Raw genomic sequence first — 22,131 nt, 5'->3', positions numbered from 1 at the left:
AACGTCGCTGAATTCACTCGTCTTCCGCCTCGTCGGCCATGGCACTTCCTGTGCCAGGCGCAGCATCTTGTGCCGAAAACGTGACGAAATCCGTATTTATATCGTTACGGTTCGCCGCCTGCTGTTTTTTATGGCGGCTACCAACCCGAGCAGAATAGTGATAAACGCTCGCCCATGCACCTGTTTTCATCATCATCAGCTGGCTTTTTGTGCGCCATGCAGGTTTTTTATGATCTGGAAAGGGGTTCTGGAAGTGATTGGTTGTTTTGTGGTCAGTTGGATTTTCGGTATTTGACAAGTTGCCAGAAATATGGGTTATTGCCGGCTTCTCCAGAAGGGACTCATATGATCGAGCGTGTTGTCGGTGGTCTGTTGACTGCCGTGCTGTGGCTGGGTGTCTGGCTTTCCCCCATGTTGTTGACGATGGCGATGGTTTGCCTCGTGGTCTGGGGATGGCTGGGGGCGGAGTATCTGGTGAGCCATATCGTCATGGTGCTGGCCCTGGCTGCGGGCCTCGGCCTGTTCCCCGCCTGCTGGCTGAGCGAGCGGGTGCGCAGGTGCCACGGCTTGCCGGGTTTTTATGGCATGTTGATGAACAACAGGGAGCTCAACAAGCCGGTTTCCCCGCCCAATCCCTGAGCAGGATGACGCCAGCCACCCCGCTGGCGTCATCGGCTTCACATCCCTACCGTTTCAATCGTTCACTTATCTTGACAGTGGTGATTGTGCTGGTGTTTCTCGCTGCTGTGATTCGCATCGTCAGCAGAGTTGGCGGCGCAACCCGGTGGCTTCCAGGATCTTGGCGCTGATCTCCTCCACCGAGTGGGAGCTGGTATCGAGGAAGCGGATCGCCTCCTGGCGGAACAGCCGCTCGACGCTGGCCAGCTCCTGCTTGCACTGATCAAGCGAGGAGTAGCGGCTGTTGGCACGGCGCTGGTTGCGGATCTCGTGCAGCCGCTGTGGCGCTATGGTGAGGCCGAACAGCTTGTGGCGGTTGGCCTTGAGGGGGGCGGGTAGATCCAGGGAGCCCATGTCCTGCTCGATGAAGGGGTAGTTGGCGGCGCGGATGCCGAATTGCAACGCCAGGTAGAGGCTGGTCGGTGTCTTGCCGCAGCGGGAGACACCGATGAGGATGATGTCCGCCTCGTCATACTCCTTGGTGGTGATGCCGTCGTCGTTGGCCAGCGCGAAGTTGACCGCCTCGATGCGATCGTCGTAGAGCTTGCGGTTCTCCATGCCGTGGGTGCGGTGGAGCCTGGGCTCGGCCTTGATCCCGAGCTCCTGTTCGAGGGGGCTCACGAAGGTGTTGAGAAAGTCGTGGCTGCTGGCCTGGGCCTTGAGCACTTCTTCCCGTACTTGCGGGTCGACTATGGTGTGAAACAGGATGGGGCGAACCCCGGTCTGGCGGAACTGCTCGTCGATGCGGGCCCGCACCTGGCGCGCCTTCTCCAGGGTTTCCACGAAGGGAATGGTGACCTGCTCGAAGGCCAGGGGAAACTGGCTCAGCACGGCGTGACCGAAGACTTCGGCGGTGATGGCGGTGCCGTCGGATACATAGAATACGGTGTGCACTGGGGGCTCCTGTGGTGCGCTCCGGGGGATGACGAGAAACAAGTATCTCTCGAAACCATATCGTTTTTGTCAACAGATCTGCCGTGCCCAAGTTGTGAACTCGCTTGCAAACCTGAGTCGTTACCTTTTTGTGTCGCTATTGTAGAATGCCTGTGTCAAACGACCATCCCCAACTCTTGCTCGGGGATTTTTTTGACCATAAATAGAAAACGTTTTCACGGTCGTTGGCAACAGACACTAACAAAAACACATGACTTGGCACAGCAGGTGAGTTGTCACCCTGGCCCCCCAACCTGGAGACATGCAAATGCAACAGTACGTACTCTGGTACGAACAGCTCGGTATGCAGGACGTAGAGCGCGTCGGCGGCAAGAATGCATCCCTTGGCGAGATGATCAGCAACCTCTCCGGTGCCGGCGTGTCCGTGCCGGGTGGCTTTGCGACCACCGCCTTTGCGTTTAACGAGTTTCTGGAGTTAAGCGGCCTCAACGGCAAGATCCACGACCTGCTCGACAGCCTGGACGTGGACGACATCGCCGCCCTCAACCGGGCCGGCCAGCAGATCCGCGACTGGGTGGTGGAGGCGCCGTTCCAGCCCGCGCTGGAGCAGGCGGTGCGCGAGGCCTACACCAAGCTGAGCGCCGGGCTCGAGGCCTCCTTTGCCGTGCGCTCCTCCGCCACTGCCGAGGACATGCCGGACGCCTCCTTCGCCGGTCAGCAGGAGACCTTCCTCAACGTGCGCGGCATAGATGCTGTCATGACCGCCATCAAGCATGTGTTTGCATCCCTCTTCAACGATCGCGCCATTTCCTACCGGGTGCATCAGGGCTATGACCACAAGGGCGTCGCGCTCTCCGCCGGGGTGCAGCGCATGGTGCGCTCGGACTTGGCCGCCTCCGGCGTCATGTTCACCCTGGACACCGAATCCGGCTTCAACGATGTGGTCTTCATCACCGGCGCCCAGGGCCTGGGGGAGATGGTGGTGCAGGGGGCCGTCAACCCGGACGAATTCTATGTGCACAAGCCGACCCTGAAATCGGGTCGCCCCGCCGTGGTGCGCAAGACCTTAGGGTCAAAGCTCATCAAGATGACCTACTCCGACGACGCCGGCCACGGCCGTCAGGTGAAGGTGGTCGACACCACCGATGCCGAGCGCAGCCGCTTCTGCATCACCGACGAGGAGGTGATGGCCCTGGCCAGGCAGGCCCTCATCATCGAGCAACACTACGGTCGCCCGATGGACATCGAGTGGGCCAAGGATGGTCAGGATGGCAAGCTCTACATCGTTCAGGCCCGTCCGGAAACCGTGCGCAGCCGTCAGGAGGCGAACACCCTCGAGCGCTTCGCCCTCAAGCAATCCGGCAAGGTGCTGATCGAGGGGCGCGCCATCGGCCACAAGATTGGTGCGGGCCCGGCCCGGGTCATCTCCTCCATCAGCCAGATGGATGAAGTGCAGCCCGGCGACGTGCTGGTCACCGACATGACGGATCCGGATTGGGAGCCCATCATGAAGCGGGCCTCCGCCATCGTCACCAACCGGGGCGGGCGCACCTGCCACGCCGCCATCATCGCCCGGGAGCTCGGCATTCCGGCTGTGGTGGGCTGCGGTGACGCCACCGACCGCATCCAGGATGGTCAGCTCATCACCGTCTCCTGCGCGGAAGGGGACACCGGCTTCATCTATGACGGCGAACTCGACTTCGACGTGGCGGTGACCGAGGTGGGCAACATGCCGCGCCTGCCCATCAAGGTGATGATGAACGTCGGCAATCCGGACCGCGCCTTCGATTTTGCCCAGCTGCCGAATGCCGGCGTGGGTCTGGCCCGCCTCGAGTTCATCATCAACCGCATGATAGGGGTCCACCCCAAGGCGCTGCTGGAGTTCGACAAGCAGACGCCCGAGCTGCAAGCCACCATCAATAAGATGATCGCGGGCTACGAGAGCCCCCGCGAGTTCTACGTCGCCAAGCTGACCGAGGGCATCGCCACCCTGGCCGCCGCCTTCTGGCCGGAGCGGGTCATCGTGCGGATGTCGGACTTCAAGTCCAACGAGTACGCCAACCTGGTGGGGGGCCGTGGCTACGAGCCCCACGAGGAGAACCCCATGATCGGCTTCCGTGGCGCGTCCCGTTACATCGCCGACAGCTTCCGCCCCTGCTTCGCCCTGGAGTGCGAGGCGATGAAGCGGGTGCGGGATGTCATGGGGCTGACCAACGTCGAGGTGATGATCCCCTTCGTGCGCACCGTCGGCGAGGCTGAGCAGGTGGTGGAGATCCTGGCGGAGAACGGCCTGCGCCGCGGCGAGCGGGGCCTCAAGGTCATCATGATGTGCGAGCTGCCCTCCAATGCGCTGCTGGCGGACATGTTCCTCGAGCACTTCGACGGCTTCTCCATCGGCTCCAACGACATGACCCAGCTCACGCTTGGACTTGATAGGGACTCCGGACTCATCGCCCACCTGTTCGACGAGCGCAACGAGGCGGTCAAGGCGCTGCTGGCCATGGCCATCGCCGCCGCCCGCAAGGCGGGCAAGTATGTCGGGATCTGCGGCCAGGGGCCGTCCGATCATCCGGACTTCGCCGCCTGGCTGGTCGAGCAGGGCATAGACTCGGTGTCCCTCAACCCGGATACCGTGGTCGATACCTGGCTCTATCTGGCCGAGCAGCACAAGGCCGGCTAAGCCCGTCCCCCGCTCTTCAACGATACGGCGCCGCAATGGCGCCGTTTTTGTCTGCGCCCCCCTTTTTCTGTTACAAGGGGAGGGCAGCAAGGCTGCTTCCCGCGACTCACAGGACGACCCCATGACCTCATTGCAGTGGCAATCCGCCACCCTGGCCCTGCGTGGCCAACACTCCCTGATTATTCCCGAACTCTGTCTCACCCCGCAGGCCTGCTGGTCCTTTGTCGGCAGCAATGGCAGCGGCAAGACGGCGTTGGCGTCGGCCCTGTGCGGCGAGCTGGCGGTGCGTACCGGGGTTGTGACGGGTCGGGTCCGGGCCGAGCGACTCTCGTTCGAGTCGCAGCAGCAACTGGGCGAGCGCGATTTCCAGCGGCGCAACACCGACATGCTGGGGGAAGAGGAGGAGGCGGGCTACCAAGTGTCGACCCTGATGCTGGAGGAGGGGGGTGAGGAGGCGCAGGCCCGCTCGCTGCTGGCGCGCTTCGGCATCGAGTCCCTGTGGGATCGTCCCTACCGTTACCTCTCGAGCGGGGAGGGGCGCAAGCTGCTGCTGGCCCGGGCCCTGTTGGGACGGCCCGAGCTGCTGGTGCTGGACGAGCCCTTCGATGGGCTGGATCAGGGGGCCAGAGCCTCCCTGATGTCGCTGCTGGCACACCTGGTGAGCGAAGGGCTGCGTCTGGTGGTGATCGTCAACCGCTTCGACGAGATCCCGCCCTTTGCCACCCACCTTGGCCTGCTCGGCGAGTGTCGCCTGCTGCTGGCGGGGGAGCGCGATGCCGTGCTCGGCAGCCGGGAGGTGGCCCAGCTGGCGCGCGCCGAAGCCGTCTCCCCCCGCTTGCCGCCTCCGCTCGCGACTCCCGTGCCCTTGCCTTCAGGCCCACGGGTGGTCATGAAAGCCATGCGTATCGCTTACGGGGACCAGGTGGTGATCGACGGGCTCGACTGGACCATTGCCGAGGGGGAGCACTGGCAACTGGTGGGACCGAACGGGGCCGGCAAGTCGACCCTGCTCTCCCTCATCACCGGGGATCACCCGCAGGGTTACAACAATGAGCTCCATCTGTTCGGGCGGCGGCGGGGCAGCGGCGAGAGCATCTGGGAGATCAAGCGCCATATCGGGCTCGTGAGCCCGGCGCTGCATCTGGACTATCGCGTGAGCTGTTCGGTGCTGGCGGTGATCCTCTCCGGCTTCTACGACTCCATCGGGCTTTATACCCGCCCGGGGGATCGTCAGCTGGCGATGGCCAACGAGTGGCTGGCCCTGCTGGGGTTAAAGGAGCAGGGGGCTCAGCCCTTCCACAGCCTCTCCTTCGGCCAGCAGCGGCTGGTGCTGATCGCCCGGGCCCTGGTCAAACATCCGCCGCTGCTCATCCTGGACGAACCTCTGCAGGGGCTGGATCCCCTCAACCGCCATCTGGTGCGGGCGTTGGTGGTGCGCCTCATCGGCGAGGGTACCCAGCTGCTGTTCGTTTCCCACCATCCGGAGGATGCCCCCCCCGGCCTCACCCACCGACTGAGTTTCGTGCCGAGGGAAGAGGGGGGTTATGACTATCTGCAGGAGCGCCTGGGGGACTGAGCCGCCCGGGCGGTATGATCAGAGAGGGGTCGGTTCGGCGAGGAGCGCAGGCAGGCCCAGCAGCACCCACCACAGCCCGAAGAAGAGCATGATCCCCAGCCAGAGCCAGGCCAGATAGTGGCGGGTGGCCGCCATGCCCGTCATGGTTACCGTGAGCGCCACCCCGAAGGCGATGAGGGCAAACATCAGGGGCGCCATGTTGTCCATCATGGCGGTCACTTCACCAGGGAGAGGATCTGGCGAAACGCCGGGTGGCGGCAATCCCCCATCAGATCAAAGAGGCACATCTCCACGGAGGTGAGGGCCGCCCCCCTGGCCGCCAGCTGACCGATGGCGAGATCCCGGTTGGCGGCACTGCGGGACGACACCGCATCCACCACCAGGGAGACCCGGGCGCCGCCCGCCAGCAGTCCCAGCACGCTCTGGTAGACGCAGATATGGGTCTCGATGCCGCACACCAGCCAGTGGCTGACTCCCGTCCTCGCGAGGGTGTCGGCCACGGCCGGCTCCCCCAGTGCACCGAAGCTGAACTTGGTCAGCACGGGATCCTCCGCCTGCAGCGGCCGCAACTCGGGCACGGTGGCGCCGAGTTTCTCGGGATTTTGCTCCAGCCAGACCACCGGCAGGCCCAGCGCCTTCGCACCCTGCACCAGCCTGGCCGTGTTGGCGATGAGCGAGTCGCTCCCCTCCACCAGGCGGGCGAGCTTGCCCTGGATATCCACGACCAGCAGGCCGACGTCGCGGCGTTCAAGCATGATTTTCTCCTCGTTTGTGGCGGGTTTCCTGGCCCCTAGGTCAAAGATACCGGCTTCTGCTGGCAAGCTGCGCCTCTTCACGCACTCGCCATGCCAGAGGGCGCAAGGTAGGCCAATGCCTCTATGTTGTTGCCGTCCGGATCGCGCAGGAAGGCGGCGTAATAATCGGGGGCATAGTGGGGGCGCAGCCCCGGCTGCCCGTTACAGGCAAAGCCGGCCATGACGCCAGTCCGATGGAACGCATCCACCTGCGCCGCGGTGCTGGCCGCGAAGGCAAGATGGCAGGGGGCGCCCTGGTCGCCCCGCTCAATCAGGAAGCCTACCTTGTCGTGACCAAGCCGGCCGAAACCTGCGGCGTCTTTGTCTGCCCATTTGAGTTCTATCAGGAGGGGCGCCAGCACGGTTGCGTAGAAGCGTTGGCAGTCGTCGAAACGCACCACCTTGATTTCAACATGATCGAACATTGCCACTCCTTGTGCTGAATGGATGAAGGGGGTGAGGGCAATGTCGCCCCTCGGAGCCACCTGCCGTATTCCCCGAATGATGGGGGCCGACTGACCACAGTAGGCCATATGCTGCCTTCTACGGGATGGGAGAAAGCCGCAACTGTGTGTTCTGTCAAAAATTTTCTATCCAGGCACCGGCCTGGCTCAGCCAGCATTCGGGCAAGCTTGCCCGGTTTTGTTGCTTGGCGAAGGGAACACGCTCTGTTATGGTGGTCTCAATTAGCCGTTTGGATGGCTAGATGGTTGTGGTGTTTCTTCTTCCACGATACCCACGACCACCGTTTTGATCATCATGTAGACAGGGAGTTTCTATGCAGCGTCGTACCTTCTTCACCCTCTCCGCCCTGGCCCTGCTGGCCGGCAGCCTGCCGCTTTCCGTTCTGGCCGCCGATCCGGCCAAGAAGGAGATCGTCATCGGCACCACGGTCGGGGACTTTGCCGACATGGTGACCGACTCCATCAAGCCGCAGCTCGAGGCCAAGGGCTACCAGGTCAAGCTGGTGGAGTTCACCGACTACGTGACCCCCAACATCGCCCTGGCCGATGGCTCGCTGGACGTGAACTGCTTCCAGCACAAGCCCTATCTGGATAGCTTCTCCAAAGACAGGGGGTTGTCGCTGGCGCCCATCACCCAGGTGCCGACCGGCCCTATGGGGCTCTATGCCGGCAAACTGGGGGAGCTGAAGGCGGTGAAAGAGGGGAGCTCGGTCGCCATCCCGAACGATCCCACCAACCAGGCGCGGGCGCTGCTGATGCTGCAGGATCTGGGCTGGCTGACCCTCAAGGAGGGGATAAACCCCCTCAAGGCGAGCGAGTTCGACGTGGTGAACAACCCCCACAACCTCAAGCTGGTGCTGCTGGAGGCGGCGCAACTGCCGCGCTCCCGTGAGGACGTGGACTTCTCTGTCATCAACGGCAACTTCGCCGCCTCGAGCGGCATCCCGTTCAGCTCCGGACTCTTCCTCGAGCGCAGCTACGACTTCATCAACTGGGTGGTGGTGAAGAGCGCCGACGCAGACAAGCCGTTCGCCAAGGACGTGGCGGCCGCCTACAACTCCCCCGAGTTCAAGGCCTACGCCGTCAAGCGCTTCGTCGGCTACAAGTACCCCGAGGGCTGGCAGCAAAAGGGCTGAGGCTGAAGCAGCAATGAAAACGGGCACCCAGGTGCCCGTTTTCATTGGACAAAGGGGAGGCGTCAGTAGTGGCGCAGCCACCAGCGGGCGGCCAGGAGCGCGGTCAGGCTGCCGAGCAGGGCGCTCGCCAGCACGTCCAGGGGCCAGTGCATGCCGATCAGGGTGCGCGACAGACCGATGCCGAGGGCCCAGAGCGGCAGCAGCCAGACCCCGGCGGGGGCGCGGGCCAGCCAGATCAGGCCGAAGAACTGGGCCAGGCTCATGGCGGCGATGCTGTGGCCGGAGGGGAAGGCGTAGTTGACCTCTGCCTGCCAGTGCTGGCCGAGCCAGGCGGGCAGCGCCAGCAACTGGGTCGCGGCGTGGACCTGTTCGCCGCGAAGCGCCAGGCTGCCGGCATAGAACTGGCGGATGGCGGGGATAAGTTCCTGGCGTTCCAGCCAGAGAAGGTAGGGTCTGGGCTCCTCGGTCAGCTGTTTGACGAGACTCTTGATGATCCAGTCGCTCGCCAGTACGGCAAACATGGCGCCGGCCAGCGCCAGCAGGGCGCGACCATCCAGCGTCAGCTTGTGTCGGGTCAGCAGCAACAGGGCGGCAACGGTGACGGCGATGCCCGGCAGGTCCACCATCCGGGTCAGGGCATAGGGCCACCAGAGCCAGCCCGAGTGCAGGGCGTCGCTCATGAAGGGCTGCCAGGGCAGGCAGACGAGCAACAGTAGCGGCAACAGCAGCACGGCGTTGAAGCCAAGCACCTGACGGCGGGGCAGTGAAGAGGAGTGGGTCGGCATGGCGGAGCTCTGGTCGGTGGCGCTGGGCGCGGCTAACAAGGAGGCGCCATTGTGCCAGCCAGGCCCCAGCGGTCAAGCCGGGGGCGGCGTGGGGCAACATGCTGTTACACAGGGAGGTCGCCAGCCCGTGGCGGCGCCGCCCCTCTGTGCCGGGTGGGGAGTTCGAGAACAAGCCTCTGAAAATTCGGTGCGTTTGGGCTAGAATGGCGCGCCTGTGGCCCTTGTGGATTGAGACCCGTGTCGATGAAGATCGTCGTTGATGAAAATATGCCCCATGCCCTGGAGCTGTTTGCCGAATTTGGTGAAGTGATCCCCCTGCCGGGAAGAGCAATAACGGCGGCGGATCTGCAAGAGGCGGACGTGCTGCTGGTGCGCTCCGTGACCCGGGTCAACGAAGCGTTGCTGGCGACCAGCCCCAGGCTGGGCTTCGTCGGCACCGCCACTATCGGCACGGACCACATCGATCAGGGCCTGCTGGCGGCGCGGGGCATTCCCTTCTTCAGCGCCCCCGGCTGCAACAAGGTGTCGGTCGGCGACTATGTGCTCTCGGCCCTGCTGGTATTGGCCGAGCGTCACGAGCTGAACTTGAGCGAGATGAGCCTCGCCGTCATCGGCGCCGGCAACACCGGCGAGAGCGTGGCCGGCAAGGCCGAGGCGCTCGGCATGAAGGTGCTGCGCTGCGACCCGCCCCGGGTCCGTAGCGGCGCGGCCGGCGACTACGTGGACTACCGGACCGCCCTTGGCGCCGACATCGTCAGCTTCCATGTCCCCTATACCCGCGAGGGACAGGATGCCACCTTCCACCTGCTGGGGGAGCGCGAGATAGCGGCCCGTCCGGCCGGGCAGATCCTCATCAACGCCTCCCGCGGCGAGGTGTGGGACAACCGGGCCCTGCTCGCCCGCCAGCAAGGCCCGGCCCCACTCAGGCTGGTGATGGACGTCTGGGAAGGGGAGCCCGAGCCCCTAGAAGCCCTGGTGCCTTACACCGAGATAGCCACGCCGCACATCGCAGGTTACAGCCTGGAGGGCAAGGCCCGCGGCACCTGGATGCTCTATGAGGCGCTCTGCCGGCAGCTGGGGCGCATGCCGCGCCAGGATCTGCAATCCCTCTTGCCCGCCCCCGAGGTGCGCGACGTGACGCCGGGTCAGCCGGCGGATCAGGGCCTCATCAAGCAGCTCGTCCACCTCATCTATGACGTGCGCCGGGACGACGCCCGTTTTCGCAACCGGATCGGGCTGCCCGGTAGCTTCGACGAGCAGCGCAAGCGCTACCCGGAGCGGCGCGAGCTCTCCTCCCTGCAGGTGAAGGGCCCCTTCGCCGACGACAGGCTGGCCCGCCTGGGCTTTGCCGTCGTGGGCGCATCAACCTAATTTCAACGGCGAGGATCCGGGCGCAAGGCCGGTTCTTCGCCTCGGCCCGGCGTGGTGCCGGGCCGCCATCAGACGATCACGCTTGCCACCCGGAGGCCCCATGCCCGGCCCCGACAGGCAGCATCACAGGAGAGACAACAGTGAGTCAGCAATTCAACGTAGCGGTATTGGGCGCGAGCGGCGCCGTGGGTGAGGCCATGATCGAGATCCTGGAGGAGCGCGGCTTCCCGGTCGCCACCCTCTATCCGCTGGCCTCCAGCCGCAGTGCCGGCGACACGGTGCGCTTTGGCGGCAAGAACGTCGAGATCCTGGACGTGGAGGCGTTTGACTGGAGCCAGGTGCAAGTAGCCCTCTTCTCCGCCGGGGCCGAGGTCTCTGCCAAGTGGGCGCCGATTGCCGCCGAGCACGGCTGCATCGTCATCGACAACACTTCCTGCTTCCGTTACGACGAGGACATCCCCCTGGTGATCCCGGAAGTGAACCCGGACGCCCTGGCGGATTTTCGCAACCGCAACATCATCGCGAACCCGAACTGCTCCACCATCCAGATGCTGGTGGCGCTCAAGCCCCTGCACGACGAGGTGGGCATCGCCCGCATCAACGTGGCGACCTACCAGTCCGTCTCCGGCTCCGGCAAGGAGGGGGTGAGCGAGCTGGCGGGCCAGACCGCTCACCTGCTCAACGGTCGCCCGGTGGAGCCCGCCCTCTACCCGCAGCAGATCGCCTTCAACCTCATCCCGCAGATCGACGCCTTCACCGACAACGGCTACACCCGCGAGGAGATGAAGATGGTGTGGGAAACCCAGAAGATCCTGGGGGATGCCAGCATCGCCGTGAACCCCACCTGCGTGCGGGTGCCGGTCTTCTACGGCCACGCCGAGGCGGTCCACGTGGAGCTGCATCAGCCGCTGGACGCCGAACAGGTGAAGGAGCTGCTGCGCCATGCCCCGGGCGTCACCCTGTTTGACGACGAGCACGACTATCCGACCCCGGTGCGCGACGCCACCGGCAAGGATGAGGTGCTGGTCGGACGGGTGCGCCAGGATATTTCTCACCCTTGCGGTATCAATATGTGGATCGTGGCCGATAACGTTCGTAAGGGCGCGGCGACTAACAGCGTGCAGATTGCCGAACTGCTGGTGCGCGACTACCTCTGATGCCGGCCTGCGGCGGGGAGGGAACCCCGCCCTTGCGCCGGCGCCGTGGCGCCGGGATGTGACCGGGAACCCACTCTCCGGTTTTTGGAATCTTGAGAGATATCAGTGAACTAGGTTTTTTTCTACACTCTGGTTCGCGTCCGGGGCTCTTATTTGGCAGCGGCCGGGCGCGAAATATGTCGGATCGCTGGCTTGAGACCGGCGCCTGATTTATATTGAGCCGATTGTTTTGGGGTAACTATCCAGATTTTTCAATGTGATAGGGCCGTCATACGAAGGAACGAATATGGGACATTCCCGCATAACGCTGGCAACGCTACTCGCATTGGGGCTTCTGGGCACGGTTCAGGCCGACGAGGCGGGGCGAGAGCCTTTCTTTGTCGAGCTCAAGGGGCCGGACGGCTCACCGCCCCCCGCGGTGCAACCAGAGCCCCAGGCCCAGCCCGTGGCCCCCGTCGTATTGCCCAAGGCAGAGCCGATAGTGCGTCAGGTGGCTTCTGCGAAGGCGGGCAGTTATGGTCCCGTTCGTCCCACCGATACCCTCTGGAGCCTGGCGAGCAAGCATCGCCCCTCCAATCGGGTGAGCGTCTACCAGACCATGGTGGCCATCTATGACAAGAACCCCAGAAGCTTTGCCGATGGCAACATCAACCACATTCTGGTGGGCTCCCACATCCTGCTGCCCACGGCGGCCGAGGCGGGCCGCATCACGGATGCCGAGGCGCGCCGCCGCTTCAACAGCGACAACGCCAGCTGGAAGGGGCTGAGCCCCAAATACCTGGCCAGCAAGCAGGCTCGCACCGCGCAGCCCGTCGCCAGTCAGCCTGCGCCGGCCAAACCTGCTGCCGCCCCCAAGGCGGCCCCGATCCCGGCGGCGCCCAAGGTGACCGCTCCTGCCACCGAGGTGAAGGAGACCGCCAAGGCCGCGCCCGCCCCCGTGGCGGCGAACAGTGCCGCGAGCAGCGCCGCCGGCACGGCGCCAACCCCTCTCCCCGCTACCCCGGTGGGCAAGCCCTCCACCGAGATGGCGCTGGCGCTGGAAGATGCCAACGCCCAGCTCGGCCAGGTCACCGAGATGAACCACAGGCTCAAGCTGCGTCTGCAATCCCTGACCGAAGAGGTGGAGACCCTCAAGGCCCAGTTGCAGGATCAGACCGCGCTGCAAAAGGAGGTGGCGGAGCTCAAGGCCAAGCCGGTGCCCCCCGTGGTGGCACCCGCACCCAAGCAGAGCTGGCTGATGGAGCTGCTCTCCTCGCCGCTCAACCTCGCCATGATCATCCTGCTGCCGGTGCTGCTGGTGCTGGCCCTGGTGACGCTCTGGCTGCGGGCCCGCGCGCGCCGCGAGCTGGAAGAGCAGGAGAAGAGCCTGTCCGAATCGACCTCCATGGTGATGGGGGACGAGAGCAGCGAGTTTGATCAGCTGATGACGGTGGGCATCACGGATGAAGACCCCCTGCACCCCATGCCGGATCTCAACGAACCGGATGGCAGCGGGAAACAGGGCGGGGCCGATGCCTCGGCCGACGTCATCTTCAGTGATGACGAGACCGCCCTGTCCGCCTTCGACGTGGAGCCCGCGGTGGCGACGGCGAACCGGGATCCGGATCTGGTGCCAGAGCTCGATCTGGCCCACGAGGGGGGCTTCGATCTCCCCGTGGTGCCCGAACTGGATCTCTCCGACGAGTCTGATGCCGCCCCCCGTGCCCGCGACGAGGTCATGACGGAGGAGGAGCTGCAGGCCGCCCTGTTTGCCGAGCTGGATGCGGATCTCGAGGCGGATCTGGCCAAGGCCCAGGCAGAGAGCCGGAGCCGCCGTGACGAGCCGTTCGACAACTTCGACTTGAGCGATGTGGAGACCGGCTTTGGCGAGCCAGCCCAGGACGCGCCTGCCGCCAAGGACGCTCAGGAGGGGGCCGGCTATGGCAAGGATGACGTGGACGACATGCTGGCCGAACTCGGGCTGGAACCCACCAAGGGGGCGAGCCCGGCCTGGGATCCCAACGAGCTGGCCCTGGCGGACTTCGAGGATGCCTTCGCCGAGGTGGAGCCCCATGCAGGCGATCTGAAGCCCCGCGAGCAAGTGCAGGCCAACGACTACGTGGAGATAGACAAGCTCCTGGCCGAGGCCAACGCCAGCAGCACGGAGCAGGAACCCTATCAGGGCTTCTCCCTGGACGTGGGGCTTGACGGTTTCCCCGAGGTGTTGCCGGAGTCCAACGGTTTCGACGTGGATGCCGACGACGGCGGGGTGGGGGCCAAGCTGGATCTGGCCCGGGCCTACCTCGAGATCGACGACAAGGAGAGCGCCCGGGAGTTGCTGGAAGAGGCCGCAGCCCAGGGCAGCGAGCACCAGCGCGCCGAGGCACAGAAGCTGCTCAAGCGCCTGGGATAAGGGCCGTTTGCCGGCGAACGAACCAAGAGGGCAGCCTGCGGGCTGCCCTCTCTTTGATGGCCACGAGTGCCGCCGCCTCCACGGTCTGGGACTTTTGAGCCCGAGCGCGTATAATCCGCCCCGTTTCTTTCACCGCATCCTTTCATCAGAAGACACCGTTATCCATGCGAATTGCCCTAGGTATTGAATATGACGGCAGCCGGTATTTCGGCTGGCAGCGTCAGCGCGAAGTGATCAGCGTCCAGGAGGAGCTGGAAAAAGCCCTCAGCCGCATCGCCAACCACCCCGTTTCCATCCAGTGTGCCGGTCGCACCGATGCGGGGGTGCACGCCACCGGCCAGGTGATCCACTTCGATACCGAGTCCAATCGCGCCGAGGGGGCCTGGACCCTGGGGCTCAACTCCAACCTGCCCCCTGACATCGCCGTGCGCTGGGTCAAGGAGGTGGACGAGCACTTCCACGCCCGCTTCAGCGCCACCGCCCGTCGCTACCGTTACGTCATCTACAACCACAACTACCGCCCGGCCATTCTCGGCAGCGGCGTCAGCCACTACCACGAAACCATCGACGCCGAGCTGATGCACCAGGCCGGCCAGTCCCTGCTGGGCGAACACGACTTCAGCACCTTCCGGGCCGTCGCCTGCCAGTCCAACACCCCCTGGCGCAACGTGACCCACCTGTGCGTCAGCCGCTCCGGCCCTTATATAGTGCTCGACATCAAGGCCAACGCCTTCCTGCACCACATGGTGCGCAACATCACCGGCTCCCTGCTGCTGGTGGGGCAGGGTCTTCAGCCGGTGGAGTGGATTGCCGAGGTGCTGGCGGCGAAGGATCGCAACCTGGCGGGCCCCACCGCCAAGGCGGGCGGCCTCTATCTGGTGGACGTGGATTACCCGGCCGAGTTCGGCCTGCCCCAGTTGCCCCTCGGGCCGCTCTGGCTGCCGGACTCGGCACCGGGTACGACCAGTTTTTAGTAACTGGGCCCGAAAATTTGTGGTTTAATGATCCGTCGTTTATTGCCATCGAGCCCTTAAGTCATTGAACAATCTAGGCTCGATGTGTTTTGTCAGGCACAAATGCATTAAGGAATTCCATGAGCTGGCTTGAGAAGATCCTTCCCAAGAGCAAGATCACCACACCGCGTCGTCACAACATTCCGGAAGGGGTGTGGACCAAGTGTACTGCTTGCGAACAGGTGCTCTACCGGGCAGAACTGGAGCGCAATCTCGAAGTGTGCCCCAAGTGTGATCATCATATGCGCATCAGCGCCCGCGCCCGTCTCGAGAGCTTCCTCGACGTCGATGGTCGCAGTGAAGTCGCGGCCGAGCTGGAGCCGCAAGACATCTTGAAATTCAAGGATTCCAAGCGCTACAAGGATCGTCTGTCTGCCGCCCAGAAAGAGACGGGAGAAAAAGATGCGCTGGTGGTGATGAAGGGGACCCTCAAGGGGGTGCCGGTCGTCGCCTGTTCGTTCGAGTTCTCCTTCATCGGTGGCTCCATGTCCTCCGTGGTCGGCGCCCGCTTCGTGCGCGCCGTCGAGGAGAGCATCAAGGAGGGCCGCGGCCTGGTCTGCTTCTCCACCTCCGGTGGGGCGCGGATGCAGGAAGCCCTGTTCTCCCTGATGCAGATGGCCAAGACCAGTGCGGCGCTCGACAGGCTCACCAAGGCGGGCCTGCCCTTCATCTCCGTGCTGACCGATCCCACCATGGGGGGCGTCTCCGCGAGCCTGGCCATGCTGGGTGACATCAACGTGGGTGAGCCCAAGGCGCTGATCGGCTTCGCCGGCCCCCGCGTCATCGAGCAGACCGTGCGCGAGAAGCTGCCGGAAGGCTTCCAGCGCTCCGAGTTTCTGCTGGAGAAGGGCGCCATCGATCTCATCATCGACCGCCGCGAGATGCGCAACCGCCTGGCCGGCCTGCTGGCCAAGCTGATGAACACTCAGGTCATCGAAGACTGAAGATGAGTTCACACATGCAACAATCCCAAAGCCGGTCGCTGGTCGACTGGCTTTCTTATTTGGAGCAGATCCACCCGGTCAACATCGACATGGGGCTGGAGCGGGTCGGCGCCGTCGCCCGGCGCATGGGCCTCACCGCGCTGCCGTTCAAGGTGATCACGGTGGCGGGCACCAACGGCAAGGGCTCCTCCTGCGCCATGGCCGCCAGCATACTGATGGCGGCGGGCTACAAGGTGGGGGTCTACTCCTCGCCACACCTGTTGCGCTTTGCCGAGCGGGTCAGGGTGAATGGGGCCGAGCTGCCCGATGAGGAGCACTGCGCCGCCTTTGCCGAGGTGGAGGCGGCCCGGGGCGACATCGCCCTCACCTTCTTCGAGTTCGCCACCCTGGCGGGTCTGTGGCTGTTTCGCCGCTCCGCCCCGGATGTGCTCCTGCTGGAAGTGGGGCTGGGGGGGCGGCTCGATGCCACCAACGTGGTGGAATCGGACGTCGCCATGATCACCTCCATCGCGCTGGATCACTGCGACTGGCTCGGGGATACCCGGGAGGCGGTGGCAGTGGAGAAGGCCGGCGTCTATCGCAAAGGTAAACCCGCCATCAGCGGGGAGCCCAATCCGCCTGCGACCATAGCGAGCGAAGCGGCGCGCCTCGGCGCCTGCCTGCGTCAGGTGGGCCGCGATTTTCGTGGGGACGAGCACGAAGGCGACTGGGATTACCACGGCCTGCACCACTGGCTGGGGCTGCCCAAGCCGGCCCTGCCGCTGATGAACGCGGTCACCGTGCTGGCGGCGCTGGAGTCCCTCGGCCTGCCGCTGGCGGAGTCCGCCATCCGCGAAGGGCTGGCCAATGCCCGCCTCGCGGGGCGGATGCAGCGTCTGCAAAGCGATCCCGCCGTCATCGTCGACGTGGCCCACAATCCCCATTCGGCGGCCTATCTCGCGAACCAGCTGCGCCTGCTCCCCTGCAAGGGCAAGCGCCGTGCCGTGGTGGGCATGCTCAAGGACAAGGACATGGCGGGTTCCCTTAAGGAGCTTCAGGGGCTTGTCGATGGGTGGTATCTCGCGAGCCTTCACGGTCCCCGTGCCGCCACGGCGGCCCAGCTGGCCGCCGCCCTGGGTGAACAGGGGCCGGTCGCGCAGTTTGAGTCGGTGAGCGAGGCTTATGAGGCTGCTCTGGCCGTATCGAGTCCTGATGATATGGTCATCGTGTTCGGCTCGTTTTACACTGTCGCCGACGTGCTGGCGGCGAGCGCCTGAGCCGTTTCTGCGCATCATGGGTCCAGCGACACGGGCAGGGCGCTGCCTGGTGCTGAGGTTTCAAAACGGAATGGCGTGAGGGGCCGTTCATGGTTGATGCCGGCAAAATTGCAAAAATACTAAGCAACATGGGTGGGAATTAACTTGGCTTCGAAGTTTCAAAACAGATTGGTGGGGACCGTCATCCTGGTCGCCCTGGTGGTCATCTTTCTGCCGGACCTGATGGACGGCAACAAGCTGGAGCAGAAGGACGAGGCCTTCGCCAAGATCCCGCTGCGTCCGGAGCTGGAGCCCGCCAAGCCCGACCTTCAGGTCTCGGCGGCGAGCACCCTGCCGGCCGAGCATCTGGCGAGCCAGCAGCAGGCCTCTGCCGCGACCCAGTGGCAGGTGGAGGAGATCGGCGACACCGTGACCCTGGCCAATCAGGCGGGAATCAACCCGACGGTGACCAACCAGGCGCCCGTCACCCAGCAGCCGGTGCAGGCCGTGGCACAACCCAAGCCGCAGCCCAAACCCGAGCCCAAGCCGGAAGTGATCGCCAGGAAGCCGGTGGAGCAACCCAAGCCCAAGCCGGTGCCCCCCAAGCCGGTAGAGGTGCAAAAGCCGGTGGAGGCCAAGCCGCAGGCGGGCCAGATCAAATCCATGGATGATCTTATCGCGAGCAAGATGGCCCAGCCGGCCCCGGCTCCTGCCGCCACGTCGACCCAGGGAAGCTGGATCCTGCAGCTCGGCGCCTTCAAGAATGCAGACAGCGTCAATGCCCTGGTGAGCAAGCTGAGGGCGGCGGGCTACTCGGCCCAGACGTCGCCGAGAACCCCGGTGCAGGGGCAGATCAACCGGGTCTTCATCGGGCCGGATGTCTCCAAGGCGAAGTTGCAGGGCATGCAGAGCCGGATCAGCCAGATGACCGGCTTGAGCGGCTCAGTGGTGGCCTACAACCCCTGACAGGGTGATGAAATGAAAAGACCGCGCCTCATGGCCACATGGGCGCGGTCTTTTTTTTTGTGTCCAAAACGGGGAGGGGAGTATGGCCATCGGGCAGCCGAGGAGGCCTAGATGCACTTCACCGGCTTGGGCAGGCCCGCGATCTTGGTGGCCTGCTTGGCGGGGCCTTCCGGGAACAATTTGTAGAGGTAGCGGCTGTTGCCCTTCTCCGGGCCGTACTGTTTTTCCATCGCCTTGACCAGGGCGCGGATGGCGGGGGAGGTGTTGAACTCCAGGTAGAATGCCCGCACGAACCGCACCACTTCCCAATGGGGCGCCTCCAGCACTATCCCCTCCCGCTCGGCCAGCACCAGCGCCAGCGCCTCGCTCCAGTCCGTGACATGACGCAGATAGCCCTGGGCATCGGTCTCGATGGCCTGGCCGTTGAATTCCAGCTGATGATGCTCAGACATAAGGGCTCCTCACAAAGGGGCTGTCGGGACTGGGTTATTGGGATTGGGCGGGCATGGTAGCGCCTTGACCCCGGATCGGCAACCGGTGCTGAGGCACCGCCACGCCCCTTTACCGATCATGGCCCTGCCGCCAGGGGTTCTGGTCGCGAGATCAGCGTCCTCAGGCCTGATCCTGCCGGGTCAACAACTGGCCGTCGTTGGCGAGCATCAGCAACTCGTCCGCTAGCTGGCTGATGAGGGTGAGCTGCTGGCTCAGCATCAGCTGCTCCTCGCTGCTCTCCGGAGCGATGGCCGGACAGGCTCCCGCGAGCGGGATCGGCATCTCCCCCGCCAGGTGGCCGGCGGCCTGCTCCAGGGTCTGGCTGATGTGGCGGCTGATCTCCTCCAGCCCCTCGATGGGCTCGAGTTTGTCGCGATGGGCCCCGAGCGCCGAGATGTAGGAGAGCAGGGCATGATTGCGCCAGGTGAGGGTGAAGCAGAGGTCGAGGAAGCGGCGGCGCTTGCTCGGCTCCACCAGCATGCTCTGCCAGGCCATGGCCAGCTCGCTGTCGGCGAGGTGGGCGCACTTGCGGGCCACCCGGTAGTCCAGGGATTCATCCCGTTGGCGATGCAGGCTGGCGAGCACCGCCGAGAGGTACTTCGCATTGGCGGACAGGGAGTTGGCAATCAGGGTCGGCAGCCGCTTGTATTGCCAGTCCGGCCAGAGCCAGGCCACCAGGGCGTAGGAGAGCAGGCAGCCTAGCAGGGTATCGAGCAGGCGGGGCCCCAGGATGGCGAAGCCGATGCCATCCAGCAGGTTGAACGCCATCAGCACATAGAGGGTGATGAAGCAGACGGCGGCGCTGTAGTTGCTGCGCACCTGGGTGAAGAACAGGAAGGCGGCGAGCCCCATGATCCCGAGCTGCAGGTGCAGCTCGGGGAAGAGCCAGAGCACGGGCACGCCGATGAGGATGCCGGCGAAGGTGCCGAGCATCCGCTGCACCAGGCGACGGCGGGTGGCGCTGTAGCTCGGCTGGCAGACGAAGAGCACGGTGAGCAGGATCCAGTACCCCTTGTCCAGGCTGAATGCCTGCAGGATGCCATAGCCCACCACCAGGCCCAGCGAGAGCCGCAGGGCGTGACGAAACACCATGGAGTTCGGGGTCAGGTGCTGCCTGAGCAGGGTCAGCAGGGGCAGGGCGACCGGTCGTGCCAGGGGAGGCAGGCTGGTGGGCGGCGCGGCGGGGTTTTGCAGCTCCTCGGCGCTTTGCAGCAGCTGGTTGATGCTGGCCAGGTTGCGGCGCAGGAACTTCATCGGCGTCAGCAGGGTCTTGGGGTAGTGCTGCTTGAGGTGGGTGAACTCCAGCTGATCGCCGAGGGCCTCCAGGGTCCAGTGAATGCGTTTGTGGTGGGTGTAGGGCTTGTGCACCAGGATGGCGTAGCCGAGCTGCTGACAGGCGTCGGCAAGTTGTGACAGCACCTCCTGGAAGCCGTCGAGGACGATGCCCTGCTTGAGCTCGGCTTCCAGCTTGCTGTAGGGGTAGTGGCTGGAGGTGGCCCGCTCCTGGATCTCCAGGGCAAGCAGGTAGAGGCGCAGCAGGCCCGCGAGCTCGGGGGCCACCCCGTGGCGGCCGGGGGCATGAAGACGGGCATTGAGCGCCGTCTTGGCCTGGTTCAGGGCGTTGACCAGGTTGATGTTGAGCTGGGCCAGGTTGTGGCGGATGGCCTGGGCGCCGTGCTCGTCCGCCGGGAAGAAGCGGGACTTCTCCTGCAGGTAGCGGGCGAGGGCGAAGTAGCTCTGGGCCAGCTGCTCGTGCAGGGTCTTGTAGGGCAGCAGCCAGAGCCAGACCAGCGACACCAGGCCGTACCAGAGGGCGCCAGCTCCCAGTGCCAGCGGCTGATAGAGCAGATCCGGTGCCTTGGCGGCCCCCAGCATGGTGTAGATGGCGATGAGCAGGGAGCCGAAGCTGATGGTGGCGTAACGCTGACCGAGGGCTCCCACCATCACGAAGAGGAAGGTGGACCCCGCGAGTCCCAGGGCAAACAGCCAGGGGGTGGGGAAGAGGTATTGCACGCACAATGAGGCGAACAGGAAGCACACCAGCGTCATGGCGAGGTTCTTGACTCGGCCCCAGAGGCTGTCGTCGGTCTCGGCGATGGCGCCCGCCACCACCCCGAGGGAGAGCAGCACGGTGAGCTGGATGTCACCGGTGGCCAGCGCAAAGGCGAGCAGCCCCAGGATGGCGAGCAGGACCTTGAGGGCGAAATAGATGTGGCTGTCTGTCAGTAGCCGGCGCAGCAAACTGGAGAAGTCCATGGGCATGCTAGGCACCACCCTTGAGCGAAGTGACATCGATGCGGCTGTCGGTCAGCAGCCGGCGCAGCAGTCCGGAGAAATCCATCGGCATGGGATGAAGGCAACCCTTGAGCGAAACGAAAGCGAAAGCATAACCCGTCGACAACGAAACGGCCCTGATTTGGATCAGGGCCACTTCGCTTCATATCCTTGATTTGCAACTTATCCTGACAGAAACAGGTGCCAATAAAAACCCCGCCGAAGCGGGGTCTTGTGCATCTCAAGCATCCATCAGTTGCGGTTGCCGCCAAGCAGGCTCAGCAGGCTCAGGAAGATGTTGTAGATGGAGACATACAGGGTGACGGTGGCGGAGATGTAGTTGGTCTCGCCGCCGCGCACGATCTGCTGGGTGGTCAGCAGGATGGCGCCGGAGGAGAAGAGCATGAACATGGCGGACAGGGCCAGGCTCAGGGCGCTCATCTGCAGGAAGATGTTGGCGACCATGGCCACCAGCAGCACCCAGAACCCGACGAACAGCATGCCGCCGAGGAAGGAGAGGTCACGCTTGGTGGTCAGGGCATAGGCCGACAGGCCGAAGAAGGTGAGTGCGGTACCGCCCAGCGCCGTCATCACGATCTCGCCGCCGCCGTTGTTCATGTACATGTTGATGATGGGGCCCAGGCTATAGCCCAGCAGGCCGGTCAGGGCGAAGGTGAATACCAGCCCCATGCCGTTGTCGCGGTTCTTCTCGGTCAGGAACATCAGACCGTAGACGCCGATGAGGAACACGGCCCAGTGCAGGGGGGGCAGGTTCATCACGGTCGCAACCCCGGCTACCACGGCGGAGAAGCCAAGAGTGAGGGAGAGCAGCATGTAGGTGTTGCGCAGCACCTTGTTGGTGTCGCGCACGGCACCCTGGGTGCCAGTATAGATAGAACGGGTATCCATCTTGATGTCCTCTTGATTTCCGGGTGAAGCAACCCATTGTGCTTCGTTAACGCATTGTATGCACTGAATGTGTGGATGACGAGCGCTGATTTCAAGCGCCTCCCCACCTGCGAGGTGCCTACTATCCCGGAGCAAAGATGTATTGCGCATGAACAAGTGGAGGGCGTTGCCATTCTGGGCCGCACCGCTTCCCTGTCCATGGCAGGGCGTCCCCCTTCCCCGGCCTGGCTGTCGACCAGCCAGAAGGCGCCCCTGTGCGGCATGAGGGCCGAGGACTCTCCTCCCTCCTCGGTTGTCAGGGTTGGCCTGCGGCAGGGGAGGGCGTGCGTCGGCTGTGTCTGGAATCGTCGGAATGCCGCCCGTGACGGGTT

Annotated in this window: 21 protein-coding genes; 11 read left to right on the top strand and 10 right to left on the bottom strand. The window is 64.4% G+C overall.

What is annotated here, in order from left to right; all coding sequences use genetic code 11:
• Positions 1 to 13 precede the first annotated feature (13 nt).
• The gene (locus tag BN1132_RS20050; protein ID WP_157005456.1) at positions 14 to 298 is read right to left on the bottom strand and encodes a hypothetical protein; all 285 of its coding nucleotides are present in this window, start codon (positions 296 to 298) and stop codon (positions 14 to 16) included.
• A 47-nt stretch (positions 299 to 345) separates the two neighbouring features.
• Here BN1132_RS20050 and BN1132_RS15020 point away from each other — a divergent pair, with 47 nt between their 5' ends.
• Positions 346 to 639 (top strand): hypothetical protein, encoded by a 294-nt coding sequence (locus tag BN1132_RS15020; protein WP_084202974.1) that lies wholly within the window; start codon positions 346 to 348, stop codon positions 637 to 639.
• Positions 640 to 759: 120 nt separating this feature from the next.
• Here BN1132_RS15020 and ppsR read toward each other — a convergent pair whose 3' ends face one another.
• The gene (gene ppsR / locus BN1132_RS15015) at positions 760 to 1,572 is read right to left on the bottom strand and encodes a posphoenolpyruvate synthetase regulatory kinase/phosphorylase PpsR (RefSeq protein ID WP_042078546.1); all 813 of its coding nucleotides are present in this window, start codon (positions 1,570 to 1,572) and stop codon (positions 760 to 762) included.
• 307 nt (positions 1,573 to 1,879) lie between these two features.
• On the opposite strand from ppsR, the gene ppsA reads away from it, so the two are divergent.
• Positions 1,880 to 4,252 (top strand): phosphoenolpyruvate synthase, encoded by a 2,373-nt coding sequence (gene ppsA, locus BN1132_RS15010; RefSeq protein ID WP_042078545.1) that lies wholly within the window; start codon positions 1,880 to 1,882, stop codon positions 4,250 to 4,252.
• A 121-nt stretch (positions 4,253 to 4,373) separates the two neighbouring features.
• The gene (modF, locus tag BN1132_RS15005; protein ID WP_042078544.1) at positions 4,374 to 5,828 is read left to right on the top strand and encodes a molybdate ABC transporter ATP-binding protein ModF; all 1,455 of its coding nucleotides are present in this window, start codon (positions 4,374 to 4,376) and stop codon (positions 5,826 to 5,828) included.
• An 18-nt stretch (positions 5,829 to 5,846) separates the two neighbouring features.
• Here the strand turns inward: modF and BN1132_RS15000 are convergent, their stop codons facing one another.
• From BN1132_RS15000 to BN1132_RS14990, 3 genes are all read right to left on the bottom strand, one after another.
• Positions 5,847 to 6,038: a hypothetical protein gene (locus BN1132_RS15000; RefSeq protein WP_244462950.1), complete on the bottom strand. Its 192-nt coding sequence runs from the start codon at positions 6,036 to 6,038 to the stop codon at positions 5,847 to 5,849.
• Positions 6,039 to 6,043: 5 nt separating this feature from the next.
• Entirely contained in the window at positions 6,044 to 6,583 is a 540-nt protein-coding gene (locus tag BN1132_RS14995) for a hydrolase (protein WP_042078542.1), read from the bottom strand.
• Between the two features lie 77 nt (positions 6,584 to 6,660).
• Positions 6,661 to 7,047 carry a VOC family protein gene (locus tag BN1132_RS14990; RefSeq protein WP_042078541.1) on the bottom strand — a complete coding sequence of 129 codons (387 nt, stop codon included), beginning with the start codon at positions 7,045 to 7,047 and terminating at the stop codon, positions 6,661 to 6,663.
• A gap of 353 nt (positions 7,048 to 7,400) precedes the next feature.
• Between BN1132_RS14990 and BN1132_RS14985 the strand changes: the two genes are divergently transcribed.
• Entirely contained in the window at positions 7,401 to 8,222 is an 822-nt protein-coding gene (locus tag BN1132_RS14985) for a MetQ/NlpA family ABC transporter substrate-binding protein (protein ID WP_042078540.1), read from the top strand.
• Between the two features lie 62 nt (positions 8,223 to 8,284).
• On the opposite strand, the gene BN1132_RS14980 is transcribed toward BN1132_RS14985, so the two are convergent.
• A complete protein-coding gene (locus BN1132_RS14980; protein WP_042078591.1) occupies positions 8,285 to 9,007 on the bottom strand; it encodes a phosphatase PAP2 family protein in 723 nt (240 codons plus the stop codon).
• Positions 9,008 to 9,250: 243 nt separating this feature from the next.
• Between BN1132_RS14980 and BN1132_RS14975 the strand changes: the two genes are divergently transcribed.
• The 7 genes from BN1132_RS14975 (at position 9,251) to dedD (ending at position 18,085) form a co-directional block, all read left to right on the top strand.
• Positions 9,251 to 10,378: a 4-phosphoerythronate dehydrogenase gene (locus tag BN1132_RS14975; protein ID WP_042078539.1), complete on the top strand. Its 1,128-nt coding sequence runs from the start codon at positions 9,251 to 9,253 to the stop codon at positions 10,376 to 10,378.
• A 140-nt stretch (positions 10,379 to 10,518) separates the two neighbouring features.
• Positions 10,519 to 11,535 carry an aspartate-semialdehyde dehydrogenase gene (locus BN1132_RS14970; protein ID WP_042078538.1) on the top strand — a complete coding sequence of 339 codons (1,017 nt, stop codon included), beginning with the start codon at positions 10,519 to 10,521 and terminating at the stop codon, positions 11,533 to 11,535.
• 286 nt (positions 11,536 to 11,821) lie between these two features.
• A complete protein-coding gene (locus tag BN1132_RS14965; RefSeq protein ID WP_042078537.1) occupies positions 11,822 to 13,927 on the top strand; it encodes a FimV/HubP family polar landmark protein in 2,106 nt (701 codons plus the stop codon).
• A gap of 164 nt (positions 13,928 to 14,091) precedes the next feature.
• A complete protein-coding gene (truA, locus tag BN1132_RS14960) occupies positions 14,092 to 14,901 on the top strand; it encodes a tRNA pseudouridine(38-40) synthase TruA (RefSeq protein WP_042078536.1) in 810 nt (269 codons plus the stop codon).
• A gap of 119 nt (positions 14,902 to 15,020) precedes the next feature.
• The gene (gene accD / locus BN1132_RS14955) at positions 15,021 to 15,884 is read left to right on the top strand and encodes an acetyl-CoA carboxylase, carboxyltransferase subunit beta (RefSeq protein ID WP_042078535.1); all 864 of its coding nucleotides are present in this window, start codon (positions 15,021 to 15,023) and stop codon (positions 15,882 to 15,884) included.
• Between the two features lie 2 nt (positions 15,885 to 15,886).
• Complete coding sequence (folC, locus tag BN1132_RS14950; RefSeq protein WP_042078534.1) at positions 15,887 to 17,140, top strand: bifunctional tetrahydrofolate synthase/dihydrofolate synthase; 1,254 nt, start codon at positions 15,887 to 15,889, stop codon at positions 17,138 to 17,140.
• Between the two features lie 144 nt (positions 17,141 to 17,284).
• Entirely contained in the window at positions 17,285 to 18,085 is an 801-nt protein-coding gene (gene dedD, locus BN1132_RS14945; protein WP_042078533.1) for a cell division protein DedD, read from the top strand.
• Between the two features lie 107 nt (positions 18,086 to 18,192).
• On the opposite strand, the gene BN1132_RS14940 is transcribed toward dedD, so the two are convergent.
• The 4 genes from BN1132_RS14940 to BN1132_RS14930 form a co-directional block, all read right to left on the bottom strand.
• Entirely contained in the window at positions 18,193 to 18,537 is a 345-nt protein-coding gene (locus tag BN1132_RS14940) for a TusE/DsrC/DsvC family sulfur relay protein (protein ID WP_042078532.1), read from the bottom strand.
• Between the two features lie 160 nt (positions 18,538 to 18,697).
• On the bottom strand, positions 18,698 to 20,839 hold the full coding sequence (yccS, locus tag BN1132_RS14935) for a YccS family putative transporter (RefSeq protein WP_042078531.1): 2,142 nt from the start codon (positions 20,837 to 20,839) through the stop codon (positions 18,698 to 18,700).
• A 1-nt stretch (position 20,840) separates the two neighbouring features.
• The gene (locus tag BN1132_RS20045) at positions 20,841 to 21,008 is read right to left on the bottom strand and encodes a hypothetical protein (RefSeq protein ID WP_157005453.1); all 168 of its coding nucleotides are present in this window, start codon (positions 21,006 to 21,008) and stop codon (positions 20,841 to 20,843) included.
• A gap of 95 nt (positions 21,009 to 21,103) precedes the next feature.
• The gene (locus BN1132_RS14930) at positions 21,104 to 21,760 is read right to left on the bottom strand and encodes a Bax inhibitor-1/YccA family protein (RefSeq protein ID WP_042078530.1); all 657 of its coding nucleotides are present in this window, start codon (positions 21,758 to 21,760) and stop codon (positions 21,104 to 21,106) included.
• Positions 21,761 to 22,131 lie beyond the last annotated feature (371 nt).

This window comes from Aeromonas sanarellii, assembly GCF_000820085.1.
In the GTDB taxonomy this organism is placed as follows: domain Bacteria; phylum Pseudomonadota; class Gammaproteobacteria; order Enterobacterales; family Aeromonadaceae; genus Aeromonas; species Aeromonas sanarellii.
Note: the sequence above shows the minus strand (reverse complement) of the source record. Positions and strands in the feature narration are given on the sequence as shown.